This is a genomic window from Algoriphagus oliviformis, assembly GCF_017254915.1.
GTDB lineage: Bacteria > Bacteroidota > Bacteroidia > Cytophagales > Cyclobacteriaceae > Algoriphagus > Algoriphagus oliviformis.
On the sequence record NZ_JAFKCT010000005.1, the window covers coordinates 224449 to 243567 of the forward strand.

The 19119-nt window shown below is 51.0% G+C and carries 20 protein-coding genes and 1 tRNA gene; 13 read left to right on the plus strand and 8 right to left on the minus strand.

Annotation, left to right across the window (positions count from 1 at the left end; genetic code table 11):
• Positions 1–2: 2 nt before the first annotated feature.
• Positions 3–278 (minus strand): YidH family protein, encoded by a 276-nt coding sequence (locus J0A68_RS13655; protein ID WP_206578768.1) that lies wholly within the window; start codon positions 276–278, stop codon positions 3–5.
• Between the two features lie 46 nt (positions 279–324).
• Here J0A68_RS13655 and J0A68_RS13660 point away from each other — a divergent pair, with 46 nt between their 5' ends.
• Positions 325–1227, plus strand: a complete 903-nt coding sequence (locus tag J0A68_RS13660) for a DUF3078 domain-containing protein (RefSeq protein ID WP_206578769.1) — start codon at positions 325–327, stop codon at positions 1225–1227.
• Between the two features lie 299 nt (positions 1228–1526).
• Here J0A68_RS13660 and J0A68_RS13665 read toward each other — a convergent pair.
• Positions 1527–1600 (minus strand) — tRNA-Arg (locus J0A68_RS13665).
• A 12-nt stretch (positions 1601–1612) separates the two neighbouring features.
• Complete coding sequence (gene sucC / locus J0A68_RS13670; protein WP_206578770.1) at positions 1613–2827, minus strand: ADP-forming succinate--CoA ligase subunit beta; 1215 nt, start codon at positions 2825–2827, stop codon at positions 1613–1615.
• Between the two features lie 233 nt (positions 2828–3060).
• Here sucC and J0A68_RS13675 point away from each other — a divergent pair, with 233 nt between their 5' ends.
• Positions 3061–3717 carry an ABC transporter ATP-binding protein gene (locus J0A68_RS13675; RefSeq protein ID WP_206578771.1) on the plus strand — a complete coding sequence of 219 codons (657 nt, stop codon included), beginning with the start codon at positions 3061–3063 and terminating at the stop codon, positions 3715–3717.
• Here the strand turns inward: J0A68_RS13675 and J0A68_RS13680 are convergent.
• Positions 3714–4163 carry a peroxiredoxin gene (locus tag J0A68_RS13680; protein WP_206578772.1) on the minus strand — a complete coding sequence of 150 codons (450 nt, stop codon included), beginning with the start codon at positions 4161–4163 and terminating at the stop codon, positions 3714–3716. The genes J0A68_RS13675 and J0A68_RS13680 overlap by 4 nt on opposite strands.
• 144 nt (positions 4164–4307) lie before the next feature.
• On the opposite strand from J0A68_RS13680, the gene J0A68_RS13685 reads away from it, so the two are divergent.
• The 5 genes from J0A68_RS13685 (at position 4308) to J0A68_RS13705 (ending at position 8465) form a co-directional block, all read left to right on the plus strand.
• Positions 4308–5114, plus strand: coding sequence for a DMT family transporter (locus J0A68_RS13685; RefSeq protein WP_206578868.1), 807 nt, complete (start codon positions 4308–4310; stop codon positions 5112–5114).
• 153 nt (positions 5115–5267) lie between these two features.
• The gene (locus tag J0A68_RS13690; RefSeq protein WP_206578773.1) at positions 5268–6755 is read left to right on the plus strand and encodes a nicotinate phosphoribosyltransferase; all 1488 of its coding nucleotides are present in this window, start codon (positions 5268–5270) and stop codon (positions 6753–6755) included.
• Positions 6742–7371 (plus strand): bifunctional nicotinamidase/pyrazinamidase, encoded by a 630-nt coding sequence (gene pncA, locus J0A68_RS13695; RefSeq protein WP_206578774.1) that lies wholly within the window; start codon positions 6742–6744, stop codon positions 7369–7371. Before J0A68_RS13690 ends, pncA begins: the two co-directional genes overlap by 14 nt.
• Before the next feature lie 3 nt (positions 7372–7374).
• Entirely contained in the window at positions 7375–7890 is a 516-nt protein-coding gene (locus J0A68_RS13700; protein WP_206578775.1) for an acyl-CoA thioesterase, read from the plus strand.
• Between the two features lie 41 nt (positions 7891–7931).
• A complete protein-coding gene (locus J0A68_RS13705) occupies positions 7932–8465 on the plus strand; it encodes a dihydrofolate reductase family protein (RefSeq protein WP_206578776.1) in 534 nt (177 codons plus the stop codon).
• A 42-nt stretch (positions 8466–8507) separates the two neighbouring features.
• On the opposite strand, the gene J0A68_RS13710 is transcribed toward J0A68_RS13705, so the two are convergent.
• On the minus strand, positions 8508–8825 hold the full coding sequence (locus J0A68_RS13710) for an antibiotic biosynthesis monooxygenase family protein (protein ID WP_206578777.1): 318 nt from the start codon (positions 8823–8825) through the stop codon (positions 8508–8510).
• A 159-nt stretch (positions 8826–8984) separates the two neighbouring features.
• On the opposite strand from J0A68_RS13710, the gene J0A68_RS13715 reads away from it, so the two are divergent.
• Positions 8985–9932 carry a DUF4097 family beta strand repeat-containing protein gene (locus tag J0A68_RS13715; protein ID WP_206578778.1) on the plus strand — a complete coding sequence of 316 codons (948 nt, stop codon included), beginning with the start codon at positions 8985–8987 and terminating at the stop codon, positions 9930–9932.
• Between the two features lie 542 nt (positions 9933–10474).
• Here the strand turns inward: J0A68_RS13715 and J0A68_RS13720 are convergent.
• The gene (locus J0A68_RS13720; RefSeq protein ID WP_206578779.1) at positions 10475–11035 is read right to left on the minus strand and encodes a hypothetical protein; all 561 of its coding nucleotides are present in this window, start codon (positions 11033–11035) and stop codon (positions 10475–10477) included.
• A gap of 318 nt (positions 11036–11353) precedes the next feature.
• Here J0A68_RS13720 and J0A68_RS13725 point away from each other — a divergent pair, with 318 nt between their 5' ends.
• Positions 11354–12505: a class I SAM-dependent methyltransferase gene (locus tag J0A68_RS13725; RefSeq protein WP_206578780.1), complete on the plus strand. Its 1152-nt coding sequence runs from the start codon at positions 11354–11356 to the stop codon at positions 12503–12505.
• Between the two features lie 8 nt (positions 12506–12513).
• Here J0A68_RS13725 and J0A68_RS13730 read toward each other — a convergent pair whose 3' ends face one another.
• A complete protein-coding gene (locus J0A68_RS13730; RefSeq protein WP_206578781.1) occupies positions 12514–13725 on the minus strand; it encodes a serine hydrolase domain-containing protein in 1212 nt (403 codons plus the stop codon).
• A 147-nt stretch (positions 13726–13872) separates the two neighbouring features.
• On the opposite strand from J0A68_RS13730, the gene J0A68_RS13735 reads away from it, so the two are divergent.
• A complete protein-coding gene (locus tag J0A68_RS13735) occupies positions 13873–15117 on the plus strand; it encodes an NAD(P)/FAD-dependent oxidoreductase (protein WP_206578782.1) in 1245 nt (414 codons plus the stop codon).
• A 142-nt stretch (positions 15118–15259) separates the two neighbouring features.
• Complete coding sequence (locus tag J0A68_RS13740) at positions 15260–15622, plus strand: hypothetical protein (RefSeq protein WP_206578783.1); 363 nt, start codon at positions 15260–15262, stop codon at positions 15620–15622.
• Between the two features lie 125 nt (positions 15623–15747).
• On the opposite strand, the gene J0A68_RS13745 is transcribed toward J0A68_RS13740, so the two are convergent.
• A complete protein-coding gene (locus tag J0A68_RS13745; RefSeq protein ID WP_206578784.1) occupies positions 15748–16677 on the minus strand; it encodes a ThuA domain-containing protein in 930 nt (309 codons plus the stop codon).
• 74 nt (positions 16678–16751) lie between these two features.
• Between J0A68_RS13745 and J0A68_RS13750 the strand changes: the two genes are divergently transcribed.
• Both J0A68_RS13750 and J0A68_RS13755 read left to right on the plus strand, forming a co-directional pair.
• Positions 16752–17720, plus strand: a complete 969-nt coding sequence (locus J0A68_RS13750; protein WP_206578785.1) for a DUF6807 domain-containing protein — start codon at positions 16752–16754, stop codon at positions 17718–17720.
• 27 nt (positions 17721–17747) lie between these two features.
• Positions 17748–19118, plus strand: coding sequence for a Gfo/Idh/MocA family protein (locus J0A68_RS13755; RefSeq protein WP_206578786.1), 1371 nt, complete (start codon positions 17748–17750; stop codon positions 19116–19118).
• Position 19119 lies beyond the last annotated feature (1 nt).

Sequence of the window (19119 nt, forward strand, 5' to 3'; positions counted from 1 at the left end):
GCTTACATGGTGAAGTAGTTTCCTTTCTTCAATTTTTGCTTCACTTTGAAGTAATTGAAGATTCCTACTCCCAAAAAGGCAAAACTCAAACCAAACGCGAGGTAGCCCAGCTCACGCACATGCGCAAGCTTGTTGACTTCAAAAAGGGCGGTGCCCGATACCAAAAAGTAGAGCGATGTCCGGATGTAAGAAAGGAGCGTACGCTCATTGGCCAAAGTGGTGCGCTGCCGCGCGAGATAGTCCCTGACGATTAGTTCTTGCTCAAAGTCTTTTTCCATACTGCTATTTCATTATTTTAGGCCTATTATTCTAAATGAAAACGATATGAAAAAGTTATTTACAATTTTTCTATTTTTTGTCACATTGGGAATCGCTGCGGCTCAGGACATGGATTCCACAGCAAAAATCCCCGTTGACACCACCTATTGGCTGAAAGAAATCGGGGGCGGTCTGAATATCAACCAGGCATCCTTCAGCAGCAACTGGACGGGTGGGGGCGTGAACTCGGTCGCTTTCAGCGCGACGCTTCTCGGAAGAGCCAACTACGCCAAGGACAAGTGGTCGTGGGACAACACTCTGGATCTGATCTACGGTGTGGTCAAAAACGAGGATGAAGACGGCCGCAAGTCCAACGACCGGATCTTCATCGATTCCAAGCTGGGCTATGCGATCGGGAAAAACTGGAATGTCTATTTTGGGGTAAACTTCCTCAGCCAATTCGCACCGGGCTATGATTTTGACGAAGATCCGAGGCTCTTGATTTCGAAGTTTCTCAATCCTGCCTACCTGACCACCTCACTGGGTTTTGAATACAAGCCCAATTCGGAGTTTAGTCTCCGACTGTCTCCGTTTGCCCCGCGGTTTACCTTCGTCACCGATACCGACCTGTATCTGAATGTAGAAGACAACTACGGCGTGGAAATCGGAGAGACGGTGCGGCAGGAGTGGCTTGCCTTCAACATACAGGCAGACTGGAACAAGAAAATTTCCGAGAATCTGGCTTTGACGATGCGATATATGATGTACGCTAACCTGGAGACTTTGGCATTTGACACGGTAGATCACAGATTGGACTTCGGGCTCACTGCAAAAATCACCAATGCGGTAAACGTCAGCTTGACCTCGCTGACGATCTACGATATCGACCAGGATGAAAAAATACAATTTAGCCAGGGACTCGCGCTTGGTTTGGCGTTCAAAAGGGGAAACTTTCCTGAGAAGAAATAAAAAAAATACAAATTATTCTTTGGGATTTTGATTTATATAGAATTGTATTATTTTTGAATTCATTGTGGTAGTTAAATAATAGTTGGTTTAGTTTTCAAATAAAGGGCAGGAGATCTTCTCCTGCTTTTTTATTTTCCCACCATGGAATAATTCAATTTTTTTGGAAAACGAGGCGACTCCGTGCAAAAGTATAGTGCCTGGGGTAAAAATTCCCAACTCCCTACCTTGTTCCCCCCGTTCAAGCCCGGTAGAGGAGGAGACTGGAAATGAAAAAAGCCCAGACTTGCGTCTGGGCTCTGTACACTCGGAAGGATTCGAACCCTCAACCCTCGGAGCCGAAATCCGATATTCTATCCAGTTGAACTACGAGTGCGTCTATTTTATCTTATGCTTCGAGTACAGCCTGTACTTTTTCAGCAGCTTCTTTCAGCGTGATGGCAGAAGAGACCTTCAAGCCAGACTCATCGATGATTTTTGCGCCTTCCTCAGCGTTGGTTCCTTGCAGACGAACGATGATAGGAACTCTGATGTCACCGATGGACTTGTAGGCTTCCACGACACCGTTTGCGATTCTGTCGCAGCGAACGATACCGCCGAATACGTTGATCAAGATCGCCTTGACGTTTGGATCCTGAAGGATGATACGGAAACCAGCCTCTACGGTAGTGGCGTTAGCTCCTCCTCCCACGTCCAGGAAGTTGGCAGGCTCACCGCCGGAAAGCTTGATCATGTCCATAGTTGCCATCGCAAGACCGGCACCGTTTACCATACAGCCCACGTTGCCGTCGAGCTTCACATAGTTCAGGCCAGATTTGCCAGCTTCTACTTCCAAAGGATCTTCTTCGGCCAAGTCTCTCAGCTCAGCCAGTTTCGGCTGACGGTATAGCGCATTGTCATCGAGGTTGACTTTGGCGTCCACGGCCAAGATCTTGTCGTCAGAAGTCTTCAACACTGGGTTGATCTCAAACTGGGAAGAGTCGGTAGACACATACGCCTTATAAAGCGCGGCGATGAATTTCACCATTTCTTTGTGGGCGGTACCGGTAAGGCCCAATTTGAAAGCAACCTTTCTAGCCTGGAAGCCTTGAAGACCAACCTTGGGATCGATCCACTCTTTGATGATTTTTTCTGGGTGGTTTTCGGCTACCTCTTCGATATCCATGCCCCCTTCGGTAGAAGCCATGATCACGTTGGATCCGGTAGCTCTGTCCAGGAGGATGGACATGTAATATTCTTTTGGCTCAGAAGCACCAGGATAGTACACATCCTCGGCTACCAAGACCTTGCTTACTTTTTTGCCTTCAGCACCAGTCTGGATGGTCACCAGGGTACCGCCCAAGATGGCAGAAGCCTTCTCCTTGACGTCGTCCAATTTTTTGGCAAGAACCACACCTCTGGAGCCGGTTTCCTTCACTTCGCCTTTGCCGCGTCCACCTGCGTGGATCTGGGCTTTGATCACATACCAGGAAGTACCGGTTTGAGCGTTTAGTTTGACTGCAGCTTCGTGAGCGGCCTCAGGGGAATCGGCTACAATGCCTTCCTGGATCCTCACGCCGTAACCTTTCAATACTTCTTTTGCCTGATATTCGTGAATATTCATGTGATTGTGTTTTTTTCAGCGGCCATCCAGACAGCTATCTCGCATGACTGGCTGCTTCCCCAGTATTTTGGCGGTAGCGGCCATGCTCGATTACCTTCTCTGGAATTTTTGCCGAAGATAAGGCGATGAGGTTGATAAATCAAACCGCATTTTTCCATTTTTATCTAAGAAAAGGCTTTAATTCCTGTATTTGAGGGATTTGTTTTACTTTTAAAAACTCAAAAAAATCTACCATGCTGATAGCCAAAGGGATCCACAAATCCTATGGAAGCCTACACGTGTTGAAGGGCGTTGATCTTGAAATTTCCGAGTCTGAAATAGTGTCGATCGTGGGCTCCTCGGGGGCGGGGAAAAGCACGCTGCTGCATATCCTGGGAACCCTGGACCAACCCGAACGAGGGGAGCTTCGCATGCAGGACAAAGACCTACTCAAGCTGAAGGGGGATAGACTGGCGGATTTCAGAAACCAGCAGATCGGTTTTATTTTTCAGTTTCACAATCTCCTGCCCGAATTCACCGCCCAGGAAAACATCCAGATTCCGGGCTATATCAGCGGGAGTTCCGCTTCCGACCTGAAAAAAAGGTCTGGAGAACTCGCCGAGATCCTCGGCATCAGCCACCGGCTGGACCACAAGCCGGCGACCCTCTCCGGGGGGGAGCAGCAGCGCGTTGCCGTGGCGAGGGCTTTGATCAACAATCCCTCGGTGGTCTTTGCCGATGAACCCAGCGGCAATCTCGACACCACCAACGCAAGAAGCCTGCATGAGCTTTTTTTCAAATTAAGAGATGAACTCAGGCAGGCTTTCGTGATCGTCACCCACAACGAGGAGCTTGCCGGGATGGCCGACCGTCAGGTGGTGATGCAGGATGGGTTGATCGTGGCCAACTAGGACTTGCCCAATTGCGCGATCATCGCACTCACGTGTTTTTTGTTTTCGAAGAGTCCCTCAAACACCCCTGCAATGTGGTGTTGTGCATCGAGGAGATAGGTGACGCGCTTGGGCATTTTGATCAGGGGGACCAGCGCGTCGTAGGCCTTGCAGACCTTGCCGTCGGAATCGGAGAGGAGGTCAAAAGGCAGCTTGTAGGCTTCCTTAAACCGCTCATGCGTAGGAATGTCGTCCCTGCTGATCCCGAAAACGGGGACTTCCATGTCGCGAAATTCGGTGAACTGATCGCGGAATTCACAGGCCTCAGCCGTGCATCCCTTGGTAAAGTCCTTGGGATAGAAGAAAAGAATCAAGGGTTTGCCGAGGTAGTCTTCCAGTCGGAAGAGCCTATCCGAGGTGGATGGTAGCTGGATGGTTGGGGCTTTGGAGCCGATAGATAGTGCCATAGATAGGTATAAAGCCCAGATCCGGGCATAAAGTTTCGGCCAAATAATATTTTGAGGCCTGAACTTATCCGGCACTGATTTACTTTGCAGAGGTATACCACCTCAAAACCTTCGTTTCAGTTGAAGATCAGTAGCGTCCAGTCCATGCTTTTGGCGGGGATTTTTTTTGCAATGATGAACGTGTCTGTCAAGTTCATCCCACATATTCCGGCGATTGAGATCGTCTGGTTTCGCTCGGTGTTCAGTCTGGTCTTCACTTTCATCGTACTCGGGCAAAAAGGCATTTCCCCCTTTGGCAACCGCAAGGGCAGCTTGGTGATTCGCGGGATCGTGGGTTCGATCAGCCTGATCTTGTTTTTCTACACCCTGCAGCGGATTCCTCTTGCCAGCGCGGTGACCATGCAGTACCTGTCGCCGATATTCACGACTATCCTGGGTGTGTTCATCATCAAGGAAAAAGTCCGGCCCATTCAGTTTCTCTATTTCGCGATGGCATTTGCGGGGGTGCTGATCATTCAGGGCGTAGACCCGAGGGTAGATCCGCTCAGCGCCCTGATGGGCATCACTTCCGGACTAGCGGCTGGAGTCGCCTATAATATGATCCGAAAGCTGAAAACCTCCGAGCATCCCCTGGTGATCGTCTTTTACTTTCCGCTAGTCACACTTCCCATTGCCTCGATCATCATGTATTTTGACTGGGTGACTCCGGTAGGTTGGGATTGGGTGATGCTGCTCTGGATTGGCTTTTGCACGCAAAGTGCCCAGTATTTTATGACGGTGGCCTACCAAACCGGCAATCTTGCCCGGGTATCCAGCCTCAGCTACATGGGGGTACTCTACGCGCTGATCTTTGGGTTTTTCCTCTTTGGCGAGACCTTCCCGCTCGCATCTTACATCGGTATGGGCTTGGTGCTTGTGGGTATTTTGTTAAACCTGAGGGTGAAAAGCTAGAGTGGAGAGAGGAGACCCAAGATGCCCCTGGCAAAAGAAACTGGGGTTGGGAAAAGTCCGAGCGGTCTTCCACTGAGCTATAGTGCCGCATGATTGGCGGTTCGTATTTCTCTTCCCAAGCACTTACCTTTAAGCAACAATTTGCTGGCGTTAATGAAAATCACCAAAGACCTCTATCAAAGCAACCTGGTTTTGCTCACCGATTTTTACCAACTCACGATGGCCTATGCCTATTGGAAATCGGGCAAGGGAGAGCAGGAGGCCGTTTTCAACCTGTTTTTTAGAAAACACCCTTTTCAGGGAGGTTTTACCCTGGCGGCGGGATTGGACTACGTGGTCGATTTTTGCAACAATTTCAAGTTTGAAAAAGCCGACTTGGAATACCTGGAGGTGATGAAAAACAAGGACGGGAGTCCGGTCTTTGAGCCGGCGTTTCTGGACTACCTCCAAAACCTCCAATTCTCCTGCGACATCGATGCGGTAGAGGAGGGGACGGTCATTTTTCCCAACTCACCCATGGTCAGGGTCAAAGGGCCGCTGATCCAATGCCAGCTGCTGGAGACTCCGCTGCTGAACATCATCAATTTCCAAACCCTGATCGCCACCAAAGCTGCCCGGATCAACGTTGCCGCACAGGGAGAGCCGGTTTTGGAGTTTGGGCTTCGCCGGGCACAGGGCATAGACGGGGCTTTGGCAGCCAGCCGCGCCGCCTACATCGGCGGCTGTACCTCCACGTCCAATGTGATGGCTGGCAAGCTGTTCGGAATTCCAGTCGCTGGAACCCATGCGCACAGTTGGATCATGTCTTTTGAGACGGAGCTGGAGGCCTTTCAGGCCTATGCGGAAGCCTTCCCAGATCAATGTATCTTCTTGGTAGACACCTATGATACGATCAATGGGGTGAAGAATGCCATCAAGGTCGGGGAGATTTTGCGGAGCAAGGGAAAAGAAATGGTGGGCATCCGGATTGACTCCGGCGATCTGGCCTACTACAGTTCCCAAGCCCGACAGATGTTGGATGAGGCGGGTTTTCCGGAAGCAAAAATCGTCGCTTCCAACGACCTGGACGAGCATATCATTGCCTCGCTCAAATCCCAGGATGCCGATATCAACGTGTGGGGAGTGGGTACCAAGCTGGTCACTGCCTACGATCAGCCAGCCCTGGGCGCGGTGTATAAGCTCTCAGCGATCAAGAATGCGGACGGCCACTGGGAGCCCCGGGTAAAGGTATCCCAGCAGTCGCTAAAGATCAACGTGCCGGGATTTCACAATACCAAACGGTATTTCAGCAAAGGGAAAGCCGTGGCGGACATGATCTTCCTCGAAGACCAGGAAATCGACCCCAAGGGCGTAGTGATCATCGATCCGGTCGATGCGACGCGACGCAAGCGCTTGATGCCCGCATTCTATCAGGAAGAAGTCTTGCTGAAACCGATATTCAAGCAAGGAAAAAAAGTGTATAAGCTGCCTACTTTGACAGAGATACGGGAGCGAGCTTCAAGCCAACTGGAGTCGCTAGATAAGACGCATATGCGCTTGGTAAACCCACACCTGTATCCGGTAGGTTTGGAGGAAAACCTGCACCATCTGCGGATGGAGCTGGTATTGAAAGCCAAAAAATTTGAAAATGGTGAAGATTGAAAAAGACGACGCGCTGCTGATCGTGGACGTGCAAAATGACTTCCTGCCAGGCGGCGCACTGGCAGTAGCCGAGGGAGATCAGGTGATCCCGGTGATCAATGGGCTGCAAAAGAAATTTGGGCTGGTCGTCGCCACACAGGACTTTCACCCCGCCTGCCATGGCAGCTTTGCGGCAAACCATCCGGGCAAAAGGCCCGGCGAGATCATTGAGCTGGCGGGCTTGCCCCAAGTATTATGGCCAGTCCATTGCGTGCAGGGCAGTTCGGGCGCGGACTTCCATGACGGATTAGACCGTGGGACTTGGAAGGCCGTTTTTCAAAAGGGCAAAAACCCGGAGGTGGATTCCTATTCCGGCTTTTTTGACAACGCCAGAAGAGGCGCGACAGGCCTCGGGGATTTTCTGACAGCAACTGGCGTACGGCGGGTGTTTGTGTGTGGGCTGGCCCTGGATTATTGCGTTAAATTTACCGCCACAGACGCCAAGGAGCTGGGTTTTGAGACCTTTTTGGTCAGCGATGCGACCCGCGCGGTGAATTTGGCCCCAGGCGATGGAGCAAAGGCAATCCAAGAAATGAAAACGCTGGGCATCAAAATCATTACCAGCAAAGAACTTTAAGACATGTTTGACTACGATCCAGACAAGCACTACGCCAGCGAAACCGAAAGCCGCGTGGTGATCCGCTTTCAGGACTGCGACCCGCTCCAGCACCTGAACAATGCGAAGTACTTCGACTATTTTTTCAACGCCCGCGAAGACCAGGTTCCGAAGCTATACGGCTTGGAAATCATCGATCTGATCAAAACCTACAAGGCCGCCTGGGTGGTGTACAACCACAACATCAGCTACGTGAAGCCTGCTATGGTCGGGGAGTGGGTGCGCATCATGAGCCGGATACTGTGGTACAACCACAACACCATCGTGGTGGAGTACTACATGACCGATGACTCCAAGACCCAGCTGAAGACCGTGCTCTGGTCGACCATGCGCTATGTGACGCTGAAAGAAGGCAAATCCACCGACCACAGCGGGGCGGTGCAGGATTTTCTGAAAGCCACTTCCGTGAATCTGGACATCTCCCAGATGGATATCCGGGACAGGGTGAAAGCGCTGGTGGCGGAGTTTAAAAAAGCCTAGGCGAAAAGGATAAGAGCAATTGCCATAAATACACGAAAACCATGAGGAAATTGAGCATTTACATCGCCTCCAGTTTGGACGGCTTTATCGCCAAGCCAAATGACAACCTGGAGTTTCTCAAACTGGTCGAGAAGGAAGGGGAGGACTACGGCTATGCTGATTTTACGGCGACGATAGATACGATCATTCTCGGGCGGAAAACCTACGACTGGGTGCTTCGGGAAGTCGGTACCTCGCACTATGACAATGGCGACAGGGACGTCTATGTGATCACCCGCTCGCCTAGGCCCAGCAGCGGCAGGACTACTTTTTTTACCGGTGACTTGCCAGAGTTGGTCAGGGGGCTAAAGTCTGGAGAGGGGAAAAACATCTACTGCGACGGCGGAGCCGAGGTGATCAATTCCCTTTTGCGGCACGACCTGATCGACGAACTGATCATTTCCGTGATTCCCGTACTGCTCGGTGAGGGAACGCGGCTTTTTGCCGAGGGAAGGCCAGAACAGCAGCTTGAACTTTTGGGCACCAAATCATTTGAAAGCGGCCTGGTGCAGCTTCACTACCGGCGCAAAGGATAAATTGGCAGACAGCACGCTACTTTTTTCCATAAAAGCTGAAAATCAAAGCTCAAATCCATAGTCCCGCTCCACGAGCGCAATGCGGGTTTTGTAGGCCGAGTACCATTTTTCGCGGCCGTATTGCTGGGCGAGCAGGTGGTCTGTATTCGCCTTCCATTTGCGTATCGCCTCGGTGTCAGTCCAGTAGGAAATGGTGATTCCCAATCCCTCGCGCACACTTTCATGTCCTAGGTAGCCGGCTTGCTGCTCGGCAAGGCGGACCATTTCCCCGGCCATTTCTGCATAGCCTTCGTCCACGTCTGTACGGATGTTGGAGAAAATCACGGCGTAGTAGGGTGGTTTTGGAGTGGTTGCTATCATTTTTTTTTGAAAAAGGAGTAGGGGTAAAGGTCGGCTCGATTGTCTTAGCTAAAAATAGGGAAAAGAGCGGGCGTGTTTGTCGCACTGCCAAGAAATAGTCGGCCTGGCTCAGAGACCCTGAAGAAAAGCAGAATCAAAACTATCTAAATAAAACCAACTATGAGATTTAGCAACATGAGTTACAAGAGCAAAAGTACCGGCCTGCTACTGGCAGCGTTGATCGCGTTTTCTTCCTGCGAAGGAGAAATGGAAGTCGTGCAAAGCATCAATGAGGAATTTGCCGGTGTCGAAAAGATCCAGGTCGAATCGTCCTTCATGGAAATCAACTACCAAGGGGTTTCCGGTCAGGCGGCTGTACAAATGAATGGGCTCTTGGAGTCCAGCCGCTCTGGCAATTTCGAGATCGAATACAAGCAGGAGGGAAATACCCTCTTCATCGAACTGGACAAAAACGGCGTTTTCGGGGGCGGTAACCATCGGGCAGTGGTCAATTTGGTCGGGCCAAAAGACTTGGAGCTGAGCGTGGAGTCTGGATCTGGCAAGACGGTCGTGTCTGGCATCGAGTATCCGCACCTTCACCTCAGCTCTGGCTCAGGCAATATCCGGGTGATGCAAGCTCGGGTGCCTTCCATACGCCTGCAGGTGGGATCGGGGTCCATCGAAGGGTTCGACTTGATCGGTGACGTAGATGCAGATGCTTCCTCCGGAAAGATAGAAATCGATCAGATGCAAGGCAATCTCGCCATCGAAGCCTCCAGCGGTGGCGTCAAAGTAAGAAACCTGACCGGCAAGCTCAACGTGCAGATGAGCTCTGGAAAAGTGGAAGTGGCCAATGTCTCCGAGATGGAAAGCATGAAGGTAAGCTCCGGCAGTATCACCGGAACCGGAGTGGGCCTGAGCCCCAATACGCGCTTGGTGAGCTCTTCGGGAAGGATTGCCATCCAGAGCATTTCCAACTTGGCGGACTACAACTATGATTTCGAGGCGGGGAGCGGCCGGGTGACCGTGGGCGAAAGCTCTTCCTCTGGCTCGCTGAAGATCAACAACGGCGCGTCAAGTACTATTTCGGGCTCCGTTTCCAGCGGATCCATAGAAATCAAAAACTAGCAGTCGAAGTCCAAAAAACGCAGCCCCGGCGATTTGCCGGGGCTTTTTTTGTCCAAACGACATATCGTTTACGATTTTTTGTACTTGGTTTTGAAAATTGGGTATTCTGCCGAAAAGGGTAAACCTTGCAGCACTATTCACTGAATACAATCGATAGCACGTGTCGGTTTGATATTTGTCAAGAAAATCCAGGGAGCAAATCTCCCCGAGGAAGATCTGCGTAATTTTGTATGCATGACGAATAAGTTGTCTTGGATTTCCAAATAATATTTGGCTGGCGTTGTTTTGTTTCTTCTTTGCGAAACAAGAGCCGGGGTGTTGCGGTGTCAGAATTCCGCAACGAGTCCTGAGGCCAAGCCAGACATCTCGACTTCAATACAGTCTTCCTTTCTGTGTCGATACCAATACTTGGTAAAAATAATAAAGGAGTAGTGAAAAGTTGTTTAAATCACCCCCAAAAACCCCGGTATATACACCGGGGTTTTGTTTTTGAAAAAGGATTTAGGATTGTAGAAAATCGAATTGTCGGAAGCCAACTTGGTTTACTTGCACTCGGATGGCCTTACCTGCGCCTTGCCGCCACAGTCGAAGTATTTTTCGAAGTTGTACCATTCCAGTGACACACCCACTTCGCAATGGTAGTTGGCTGTAGCCTCGTCGATCGGATAGCGGATGTCTGTTGTTTCATTTATGCCCATGCCGTCGTCGACGACAGTCCAAATAGCATAGTAGCCCGGATAGGTCGGATCGGAGCCGGAAGTGATCACGCCGGTGATTCTCGCCGTTTTGCAGTCCTCAGCAAAGGCAATGCAGATAATTTCCCCCTTGGCGTGAGAAACGGGCTCACCTTCTACTCCGAAGTTGTAAACCTCAAAAGTTCCATCTACGACGCGGTTCTTGAGCCGTCCATTGTAAGAGTGGATCTCGGTTGCGCTTTTGTACTGCATTCCTTGGAAATCCAGGAATACGTCTACAGCTTTTGCGGTGCCTTCCTTATCGATCCAGGGTATGTCTGGCGTCAGGGAGGTGTCTTCCAGCGAACAGCCAAATGCGAAGATGGCCAGTGCGGCGAGTGCGATGTTTTTGGGTTTGATAAACAGCATGTCTTTTTATTAAAACCAATAAATAATATATGAAATACAAATAAATGTATTTGATTGAAATTTTCAAATTAACGATGAAAAAAAACTAATTTTTGTTGGTGCAATTGAAGTAGTAGTCAGTTTTGAAAAGGAGGATCAAAAAGGGAATTTGTCTTTTGGAAATCGGAAGGGGGAGTTCAGGGCTTAATCCCAATTTCCTGTGGAATCGCTGATTTCAGCCCGATAGGCGGGTTTACATAGAGTCCGGAATTCCTTAACTTTTGCCAACGAGTCGAACCCATTCTGTTTCATTTTTCATCGACAAAACTTCCTGTTTTTATGGCAAGTAAATTTGCTCGACTTTCGGATTTGCTTTGGGCGCATTTCGAGAAAGGAGGAACCGTCTCCGTCCGTATTCCATTTTCATTGATCAGTCCGGAAGGCGAAGAACGTGTATTTGGGGTAGGGTATCCCAGATTTTCGCTTCGGCTAAATGGTCAAGATGCCATATCGGCCTTGAGTACGCTGGACCAAAAGCAGATCGTAAAAGCTTACCTGAAAGGGCAGATAGACGTGTCCGGGGATTTTTTGCAGGTATTGTCTCTCAGAACTTATTTTGGGGATAGGCGTGGAGTCAATTTTGTGTGGCGATTGGTTCGTCCCCTTCTTTTTGGCCAAGTAAAAAGCGACAAAAAATGGATTTCCCAGCACTACGACTTGGATTCGGACTTTTTCCGACTGTTTTTGGACCAAAGACACAGAGCCTATTCCCAGGCGGTTTTCGATTCTGACCAAGAGTCTTTGGAGGATGCGGAAACGCGCAAGTTTGAATTTGTGCTGGAGTCCATAGGAGCCCAGCCGGGCCAGAGGATACTTGAGATCGGGGCGGGTTGGGGTTCCTTTGTGGAGTTTGCGGGCCAGCGGGGGATACACGTCACCTCCTTGACCATATCGGAGCAGTCCAGACACTTTGTGCAAGAGGTCATCAATGCGCAAAACCTTCCCTGTGAGGTCTTGATGAGGCACTTTCTACAATATGATCCCGGGGCAAAGTTTGACGCAATCGTCAACTGTGGGGTGACCGAGCACCTGCCTGATTACAAAGCTTCGCTGAGACAGTATGGCAAGTTGCTCAAGCCAGGCGGTCATCTCTATTTGGACGCCAGTGCGGATCGGACGAGGAATTCCCATGGGACGTTTATGAACAAATATGTGTTCGAAGGCAACGGCCATCTGATGGTTTTGCATGAATATCTAGCCCAGGTGGCCAAAACACCGTTTTTGATCAAGGGCATCTGGGACGACAGACACAACTACTATCTGACCTGTCGGGAATGGGCCAAGCGGCTGGACGCCAACCGAGAACTCATCGAGGAGCGATGGAGCCAGTCGTTGTACCGGACTTTTCAGCTGTACCTATGGGGGAGTGCAGAGGGGTTTCTGTCCGGGTCTATACAGGCCTACCGCGTCGTACTTCAGCTACCCGAATGATTTCGAAGCTATTTGCCAAGGCTTTCCAGCACCAGTCTTACCAATTCGGCCTTGTCTCCGTTTGGAATCCATCGGGCCACGATCACCAGGTCGTTTTCTTGATCTACGTAGACCATGTTCGTTCCGGCACCGATATGGAGAAAAGCAGTTTTTGGCGCCGACGGCACTTCTTTTTGGTCGTGGTTCAAAAAGTAGTTCATCATCCCGTAGCCAGGCTGAGCTTTGGTTGGTGTGCGGGATTTGGCAATCCAGCTGGGTTCGATGAGCTGTTGGCCGTTCCAGTTTCCATTGCGCAGTGTGAGGTAGCCAAATCTGGCCTGATCCCACGCCGATAGCATCATCCCGCCACCCCAGTGCGAGCCTCCGCTGATGGATTGGACGATCTGCCCATCCAGGATGACAAAGGAGTTTTCATAGCCCGTCCATCTCCAGGTATCGCTGGCTCCGATGGGATCCATGATTTTTTCCTTTAGGACGTTTGGGAGCGGTTTTCTCCACACATTCAAGAGTGCCAAAGCCAGGACATTGACCCGGGTGTCGTTGTATTCATAGGTCGAGCCCGGAGCATTTCTAGGCCGCGTTCTCCATTCCTTCGCTTCGCCGCTTGGCCGATCCGCCCAGTCGGGCTTTCCCCAGAGGCTCCCTTCCCAGTCCGAAGTCTGCCTCAGCAGGTCATCCCAGCGGATCTTTCGGTTGTGCTCGGTGTCAAAGAGCTCGAATACATCGTCCTCGTAAAGATGGTCCGCTTTGTTCACGGTAGCTCGCATCGGATCGTAGGGATAGATGGGGGCCATGTAGGGATAGACCAGATCCATCTCATCGCGGATTAGTCCCTCCTTCACCGCCAGTCCCGCAGTGGTGGAAAGGAAGCTTTTTGCCACGCTGAAGGTCAAATCCACTCGCCCCGGATCTCCCCACTGACCCACGACATAGCCCTGGTAGATGATCAGACCCGTAGCCGGCCCCCTCGTTTTCATCGGGCCCACGGGATAGCCAAAGGGCTCCCGACCAAAGGCGCTCTCGTAGTGGGCGATCTTCAGGTTGGGGTTTTGCTCACTTTCATGCGCTGTCGCAAAGTCTATGGCTGCCTTGATTTTGGCTTCGTCCAGTCCGAGCTCGTCGGGCTTCTTGCTGAGCCAGTTGTTCTTTTCTGGAAAGTAGGTTTGGGCTTGGGAGGAAAAAACGACAAGTGAGAAGAGTAGGAGGCAAAGCTTTTTCATGGCGGGGGATTTGGTGCGATGTTAAGGATTTCTGCAACGGCTTGCCAGACCATCTGTCAGAAATTCCGGACTGCAATCGGCAAACACCTGGTGGGAATCTGTGTTATCTTAGGAACTAGACACACACGGATTCAAGCCATCAACGCAATGGACGAAAAAATCTACATTATCGGCGCAGGACTGGCAGGCTTAGTAGCCGCCTTGGAGTTGGAGAAAGCGGGCTTTTCGCCAATCATCCTCGAAGCCTCGGATCGGGTAGGCGGCAGGGTCAAAACCGACCAAATCGACGGATTTCTCCTCGATCATGGATTTCAAGTGCTCAATACCGCCTATCCCGAGGCGCAAAAATACCTTGACCTGAATGCCCTGGACTTGAAGAAATTCACTCCCGGCGCGATTATTTTTGAAGGAAAGGACTTTTATATGGTCTCGGATCCGCTGCGGAGTCCGCTCGGCGCGATGGGGACACTCTTTTCCAAAGTTGGGACGTTTGGAGACAAACTGACGCTGGTTAACCTGGTGCGGAAGCTAAAAAAGCTCAGCGACGAGGAGATTTTTGCGAAGCCCTCGCTGCCTACCCACCAATATTTGCGTGACTGTGGCTTTTCGGAGCAGATCATCGCCAACTTTTTCCGGCCGTTTTTCAGGGGGATTTTTCTGGAAAAGCACCTGAATACCTCTTCCCGAATTTTTGAGTTTGTGTTCAAGATGTTTGCGCTGGGCCACGCCGCCGTGCCGGCGAAAGGCATGGGGCAGATCCCGGAGATGCTCCGTCGCCAACTCAGCAAGACGCAGCTTTATTTCAATACGCCGGTCAAGCAGGTAGCCGGAAAAACCATCCAGCTGGAAAATGGCGAGCTGATCGAGGCCGACCGCATTGTGATTGCCGTCCAGCCCGATCGGGTGATGCCGCAGCTGCAAGGGCAGTTTTCTTCTCCCCAGCAGGTGACCAACCTCTACTTTTCCCTCCAAAAATCATTTATCGCCAAACCGATGATTGGCCTGGTCACGGGCGAAGGCTTGGTAAACAACCTCGTGTTCATGGACGATGTGTCAAAAAACTACTCGGAAAACGGGCGGGCACTGCTCTCTGTAACGGTCTTGGAGAGCGAGCTGGAGGAAAAAACCTTGATCGAGGCCGTCACCGCCGAACTGGAGCGCATCTCCGGTGTCAGCAGCAAGTACTTCCAGTTTGTCAAGTCCTACCACATTTCCCACGCCTTGCCCTTTTTGGACGATCCGAGGTACAGCATCCCGATGACCGAATGCAAGATCTCCGACCATGTCTATCTCGCGGGCGACTATTTGCTCTATGGCTCCATCAATGCTGCAATGACTTCTGGACGGATTGCCGCGGAAGCGGTCGTGCATAGCTATATGAGGACGTATTGAGGGTTCTTTTTCCTCGATTAAATGAATTGGGACGAAGTCTTGGTTGCTCACTTGAGAATTTAGACGCGGAGGAAAGTATAATAGGCCAAGTCTGTAGCGAATTTCGATCAAGCTCCGTCTTAAAACGAAATCTTCTTATCAAATGAAAATCTACTTTTTTGTATTCGCTGTTGCTATTTGCTTCATGGGATGTCAGTCGGACACCGATCCGACATGTTTAGAAGTTGCCATGATAGGGGTAGATCCGTGCGGTGGAGGGATGTTAGTCTCCGTGAAAAAGCCGGAAAATATCGGAGAAACTATCACTTATGACGGGACGACTTATACTAATGTGGTGAAAGTATTTACGACCCTAACCATTCCAGCGTCGACTACCACATATATCCAATTCAGAGATTTCGATCCCGAAAAAGACAAGCAGTTCTATGGGATCTGTCTTGCAATTTACGCGCCTTACCCTGTCCCATGGAAGGTCGCCACATATTGGACTGAAGCCCCTTGTTGATAATTTGCTGAAGGAGTTTTTCCAGACACATGAGATAAAAGAAAAAAGGCGCTGAAATCAAATTCCAGCGCCTTTTTCATCGGTCACCCGACATCGGACTCTCGTGCTGAGCCTGTCGAAGCATTTTACTTTCCAACCGGCGTCTCGTCACATTCTACATCGCCGGCAACATATTGCATGCCGTCCAGGTAAAACTGCAGCAGTTGCGGGTTTTCGAAGCTTTGCGCGTTGTGGGAAGGGGAGATGTACATCACCTTGCCTTTGCCTTCGGAGCGAATCCAAGACACGTAGGTCTTGCCTTCGGTTTTTTCCTGGCCTTTGCGCTGTCCGTCGATCTCGGCATTGTTAAAGTAGAGCAGTGGCTTGAAATCGCCCTCTGCGTAGGCATTCTTGTAGAAGTATGGCTCGTCGACATGGTTGAAGCCCTCAGCCGGGAAGGCCTGCACCAGCGGGTGCTTCGGATCTTCCAGTCTCACTTGGATGGCTTGCTGCTTGGGATGGTAGTCAAAGCTGGCTCCCAGCAGTCGGCTGAAATCCCATGAGTTGTTCAAAATAGTGTTTCCTCCGTGGACGACCATCAGGCCTCCGCCATTTTTCACATAGCTGAGGATATTTGCTTCGAGCTCTTGGGCTTTCTTCAAGACCGTGAGCGAGTCGAAGTTTTCGCCTGCTTCTGCTTTGAGTTTGTCCCAAAAGAGATTGCGATGATCACCGATGGAGCAGGTGTTGTTCAGAATGATGGCGTCGTATTTTTTGAGGTTTTTGGCCTCAAACTCGGAAATGTCCTTGCTGCCGCTCACGGAAAAGGCTCCGCTTTTGTCTCCGAGGATTTTCAGCATTTCCTCGGTGTGGGGGATGACCCAGTGGTTGAATCCGGTGTGCAGGGAAAAAACCAGGATGTTTTTCTTTTTGGCTGGAAAGGTTTGTTTCTCAGGAGCCAGCGATCTGATCTGGTCTTTCCAGGCTTGGTCGAGGGTGACTTCTTTTAGGCTCTGGGCACAGGCAAAATGAAAAGTGGAAAAGAAAACGATTGCGTAGAAATAAAGCCGCTTCATGGGGATTAGTAAAACTGGGTTAATTGGTTTTTGGAGATTTTAATAAATTGGAAGCCCAATAACCTGAATTTTAAATGTGTTTCAAAAGGAAATTATTTCTATCCCTGCTTTTTCTGGGATTTTCTTCGGTATCGTTTTCGCAAAAGATCACCCTAGACGAGACTTCTACCGGAATTGACTTTTTGATTGACAATCAGCGAGTTTTGACCTATCAGACTGCCAAAGAGCCTGTGCCGGAGGGCGTCAAATCGGACTTCAGCAAGTCGGGCTTTATCCATCCCATTACCTCACCGAGTGGCCAAGTGCTCAGCCGAATCCAGCCCAAAGACCACTACCACCACTACGGAATCTGGGGACCTTGGACACGAGCGACGATCTCCGGACGGGAGGTGGATTTTTGGAATCTAGGAGATGGCAAGGGTCGCGTGGACTTCGCCAAAGTGCTTTCCAAAAAGGTAGCTGGCGGAGCAGCTGAACTCAACGTCCGCCAAAATCACTTAGACCTCAAGGCTCCGGAAGCGGAGAAGCTGGCCATAGAAGAGGACCTTCGGATCAAAGTCAAGCCTGCCGACAAGGGCAGATATATGGTGGACTATACCACCACCATCGAAACCAAGATTCCCGGCGGAATTCTCCTCGACGACTACCGCTACGGCGGCGGGATTGGTTTCCGCGCCACCGAGCTCTGGGGTGATGCCAACAGCAGCATCCTTACTTCCGATGGCAAAACCCGCAAGGACGCTGACGGCACCAACGCCAAATGGGTGATCGTGAAGGGGAAAACCGCCGATCCCTCTGGCCAAAGTGGGATTCTTTTCCTTTCCCACAATACCAACAAATCCCACCCTGAGCCGCTTCGAGTTTGGCCACTGGGCCAGTACAAGGGCGAGGGAAATGTGTTTATCGAGTTTTGCCCCATCCGGCACGAGTCCTGGGAGATACAGCCCAACGAGCGCTACTCGCTCAAGTATCGTTTGATCGTCTTTGATGGAGACCTTACGGCCGATGAAGCCGAGGCCTATTGGAGAGCATTTGTGAAATAATAACCCTTTTACTCTGATTCTATAGTTATGCAAAGAAGAGATTTTATGAAAAAAACCGCCTTGGCTTCGGCTGCGATAGGTTTTCCGACGATTGTTCCAGCTTCCGTTTTTGGTAAAAATGCACCAAGCAACCGAATCACCATAGGCCAAATCGGCTGCGGACGGATTGCCCGAGACCACGACTTGCCTGGGACCTGGCGCCATGAGGTAGCCCAGCTGGTGGCTGTCTCCGATGTGGACAGCAATCGTATGGCTGATGGCAAAAAGCTCATAGAGAACTATTACACCAAGAAGAACGGCAAGCCCTACGTGGACGTGAAGCAATATGGCGACTACCGTCAGCTGCTTTTGGACAGAGAAATCGACGCGGTGGTGATCTCCACGCCGGATCACTGGCACTCCCAGCCAGCCATGGAAGCAGCCTTGGCCGGAAAGCACGTATATGTGCAAAAGCCAACTTCCCTGACAATCAAAGAAGGCCGCCAGCTCGTCGACGTCGTCAACAAAACAGGTATAAAACTTCAGTTGGGTACCCAGCAGCGCTCCAGTGAGCAGTTTCGCATCGCTGCAGAGCTCGTGAGAAACGGTCGCATCGGCAAGCTCCATACCGTGAAGATCGGCCTGCCAGGCGATCCTTCGGGGCCAGAGGCTGCCCCTATGCCTGTTCCCGCTAATCTGAACTTTGAGATGTGGCTGGGCTCTACGCCCGAAGTGCCCTATACCGAAATCGGCGTGCATCCTCAGGTAGGCTACGACCGTCCGGGATGGCTGAGACTCGAAAACTACGGTGCCGGTATGATCACCGGATGGGGACAGCACCACTTTGACTCCGCCGCTTGGGGGATGGACACCGAGCTGACTGGCCCACGATATATCGAGGCCGTGGCTGATTTCCCTCGCTCCGGTCTCTGGAATGTACACGGCGACTTCATGGTGAAGGCTGAGTACGACAACGGCATCATGATGCTCACCTCCGGCGGCTATCCCAATGGTATCCGCTACGAAGGTACTGACGGATGGATCTGGGTATCCAGAGGAAACTACCAGGCTTCCTCTTCCGACCCCGTGGCCAAAGACAATAATGCCAAGGCACTGGATGCCTCCGATCCGAAGATCCTCCAGTCGGTCATCGGCCCCGAGGAAATCCACCTGATCAAGAGTACAGAGCATCACGGCAACTGGCTGGGCGCTATCCAAGGCAACAACGAACTGCTTTCTCCGGCAGAGATCGGCCACAGAGCCTGTTCGGTCTGTCTGGTGAGCCATATCGCCATGAAGCTGGGCAGAAAGCTGGAGTGGGACGCAGCCAAAGAGGAGTTTGTCAACGACAAGGAAGCCAACTCCCACCTCAGCCGTACACAGCGCAGACCTTGGGGTACTGACTATGTCAAAGCCTAAA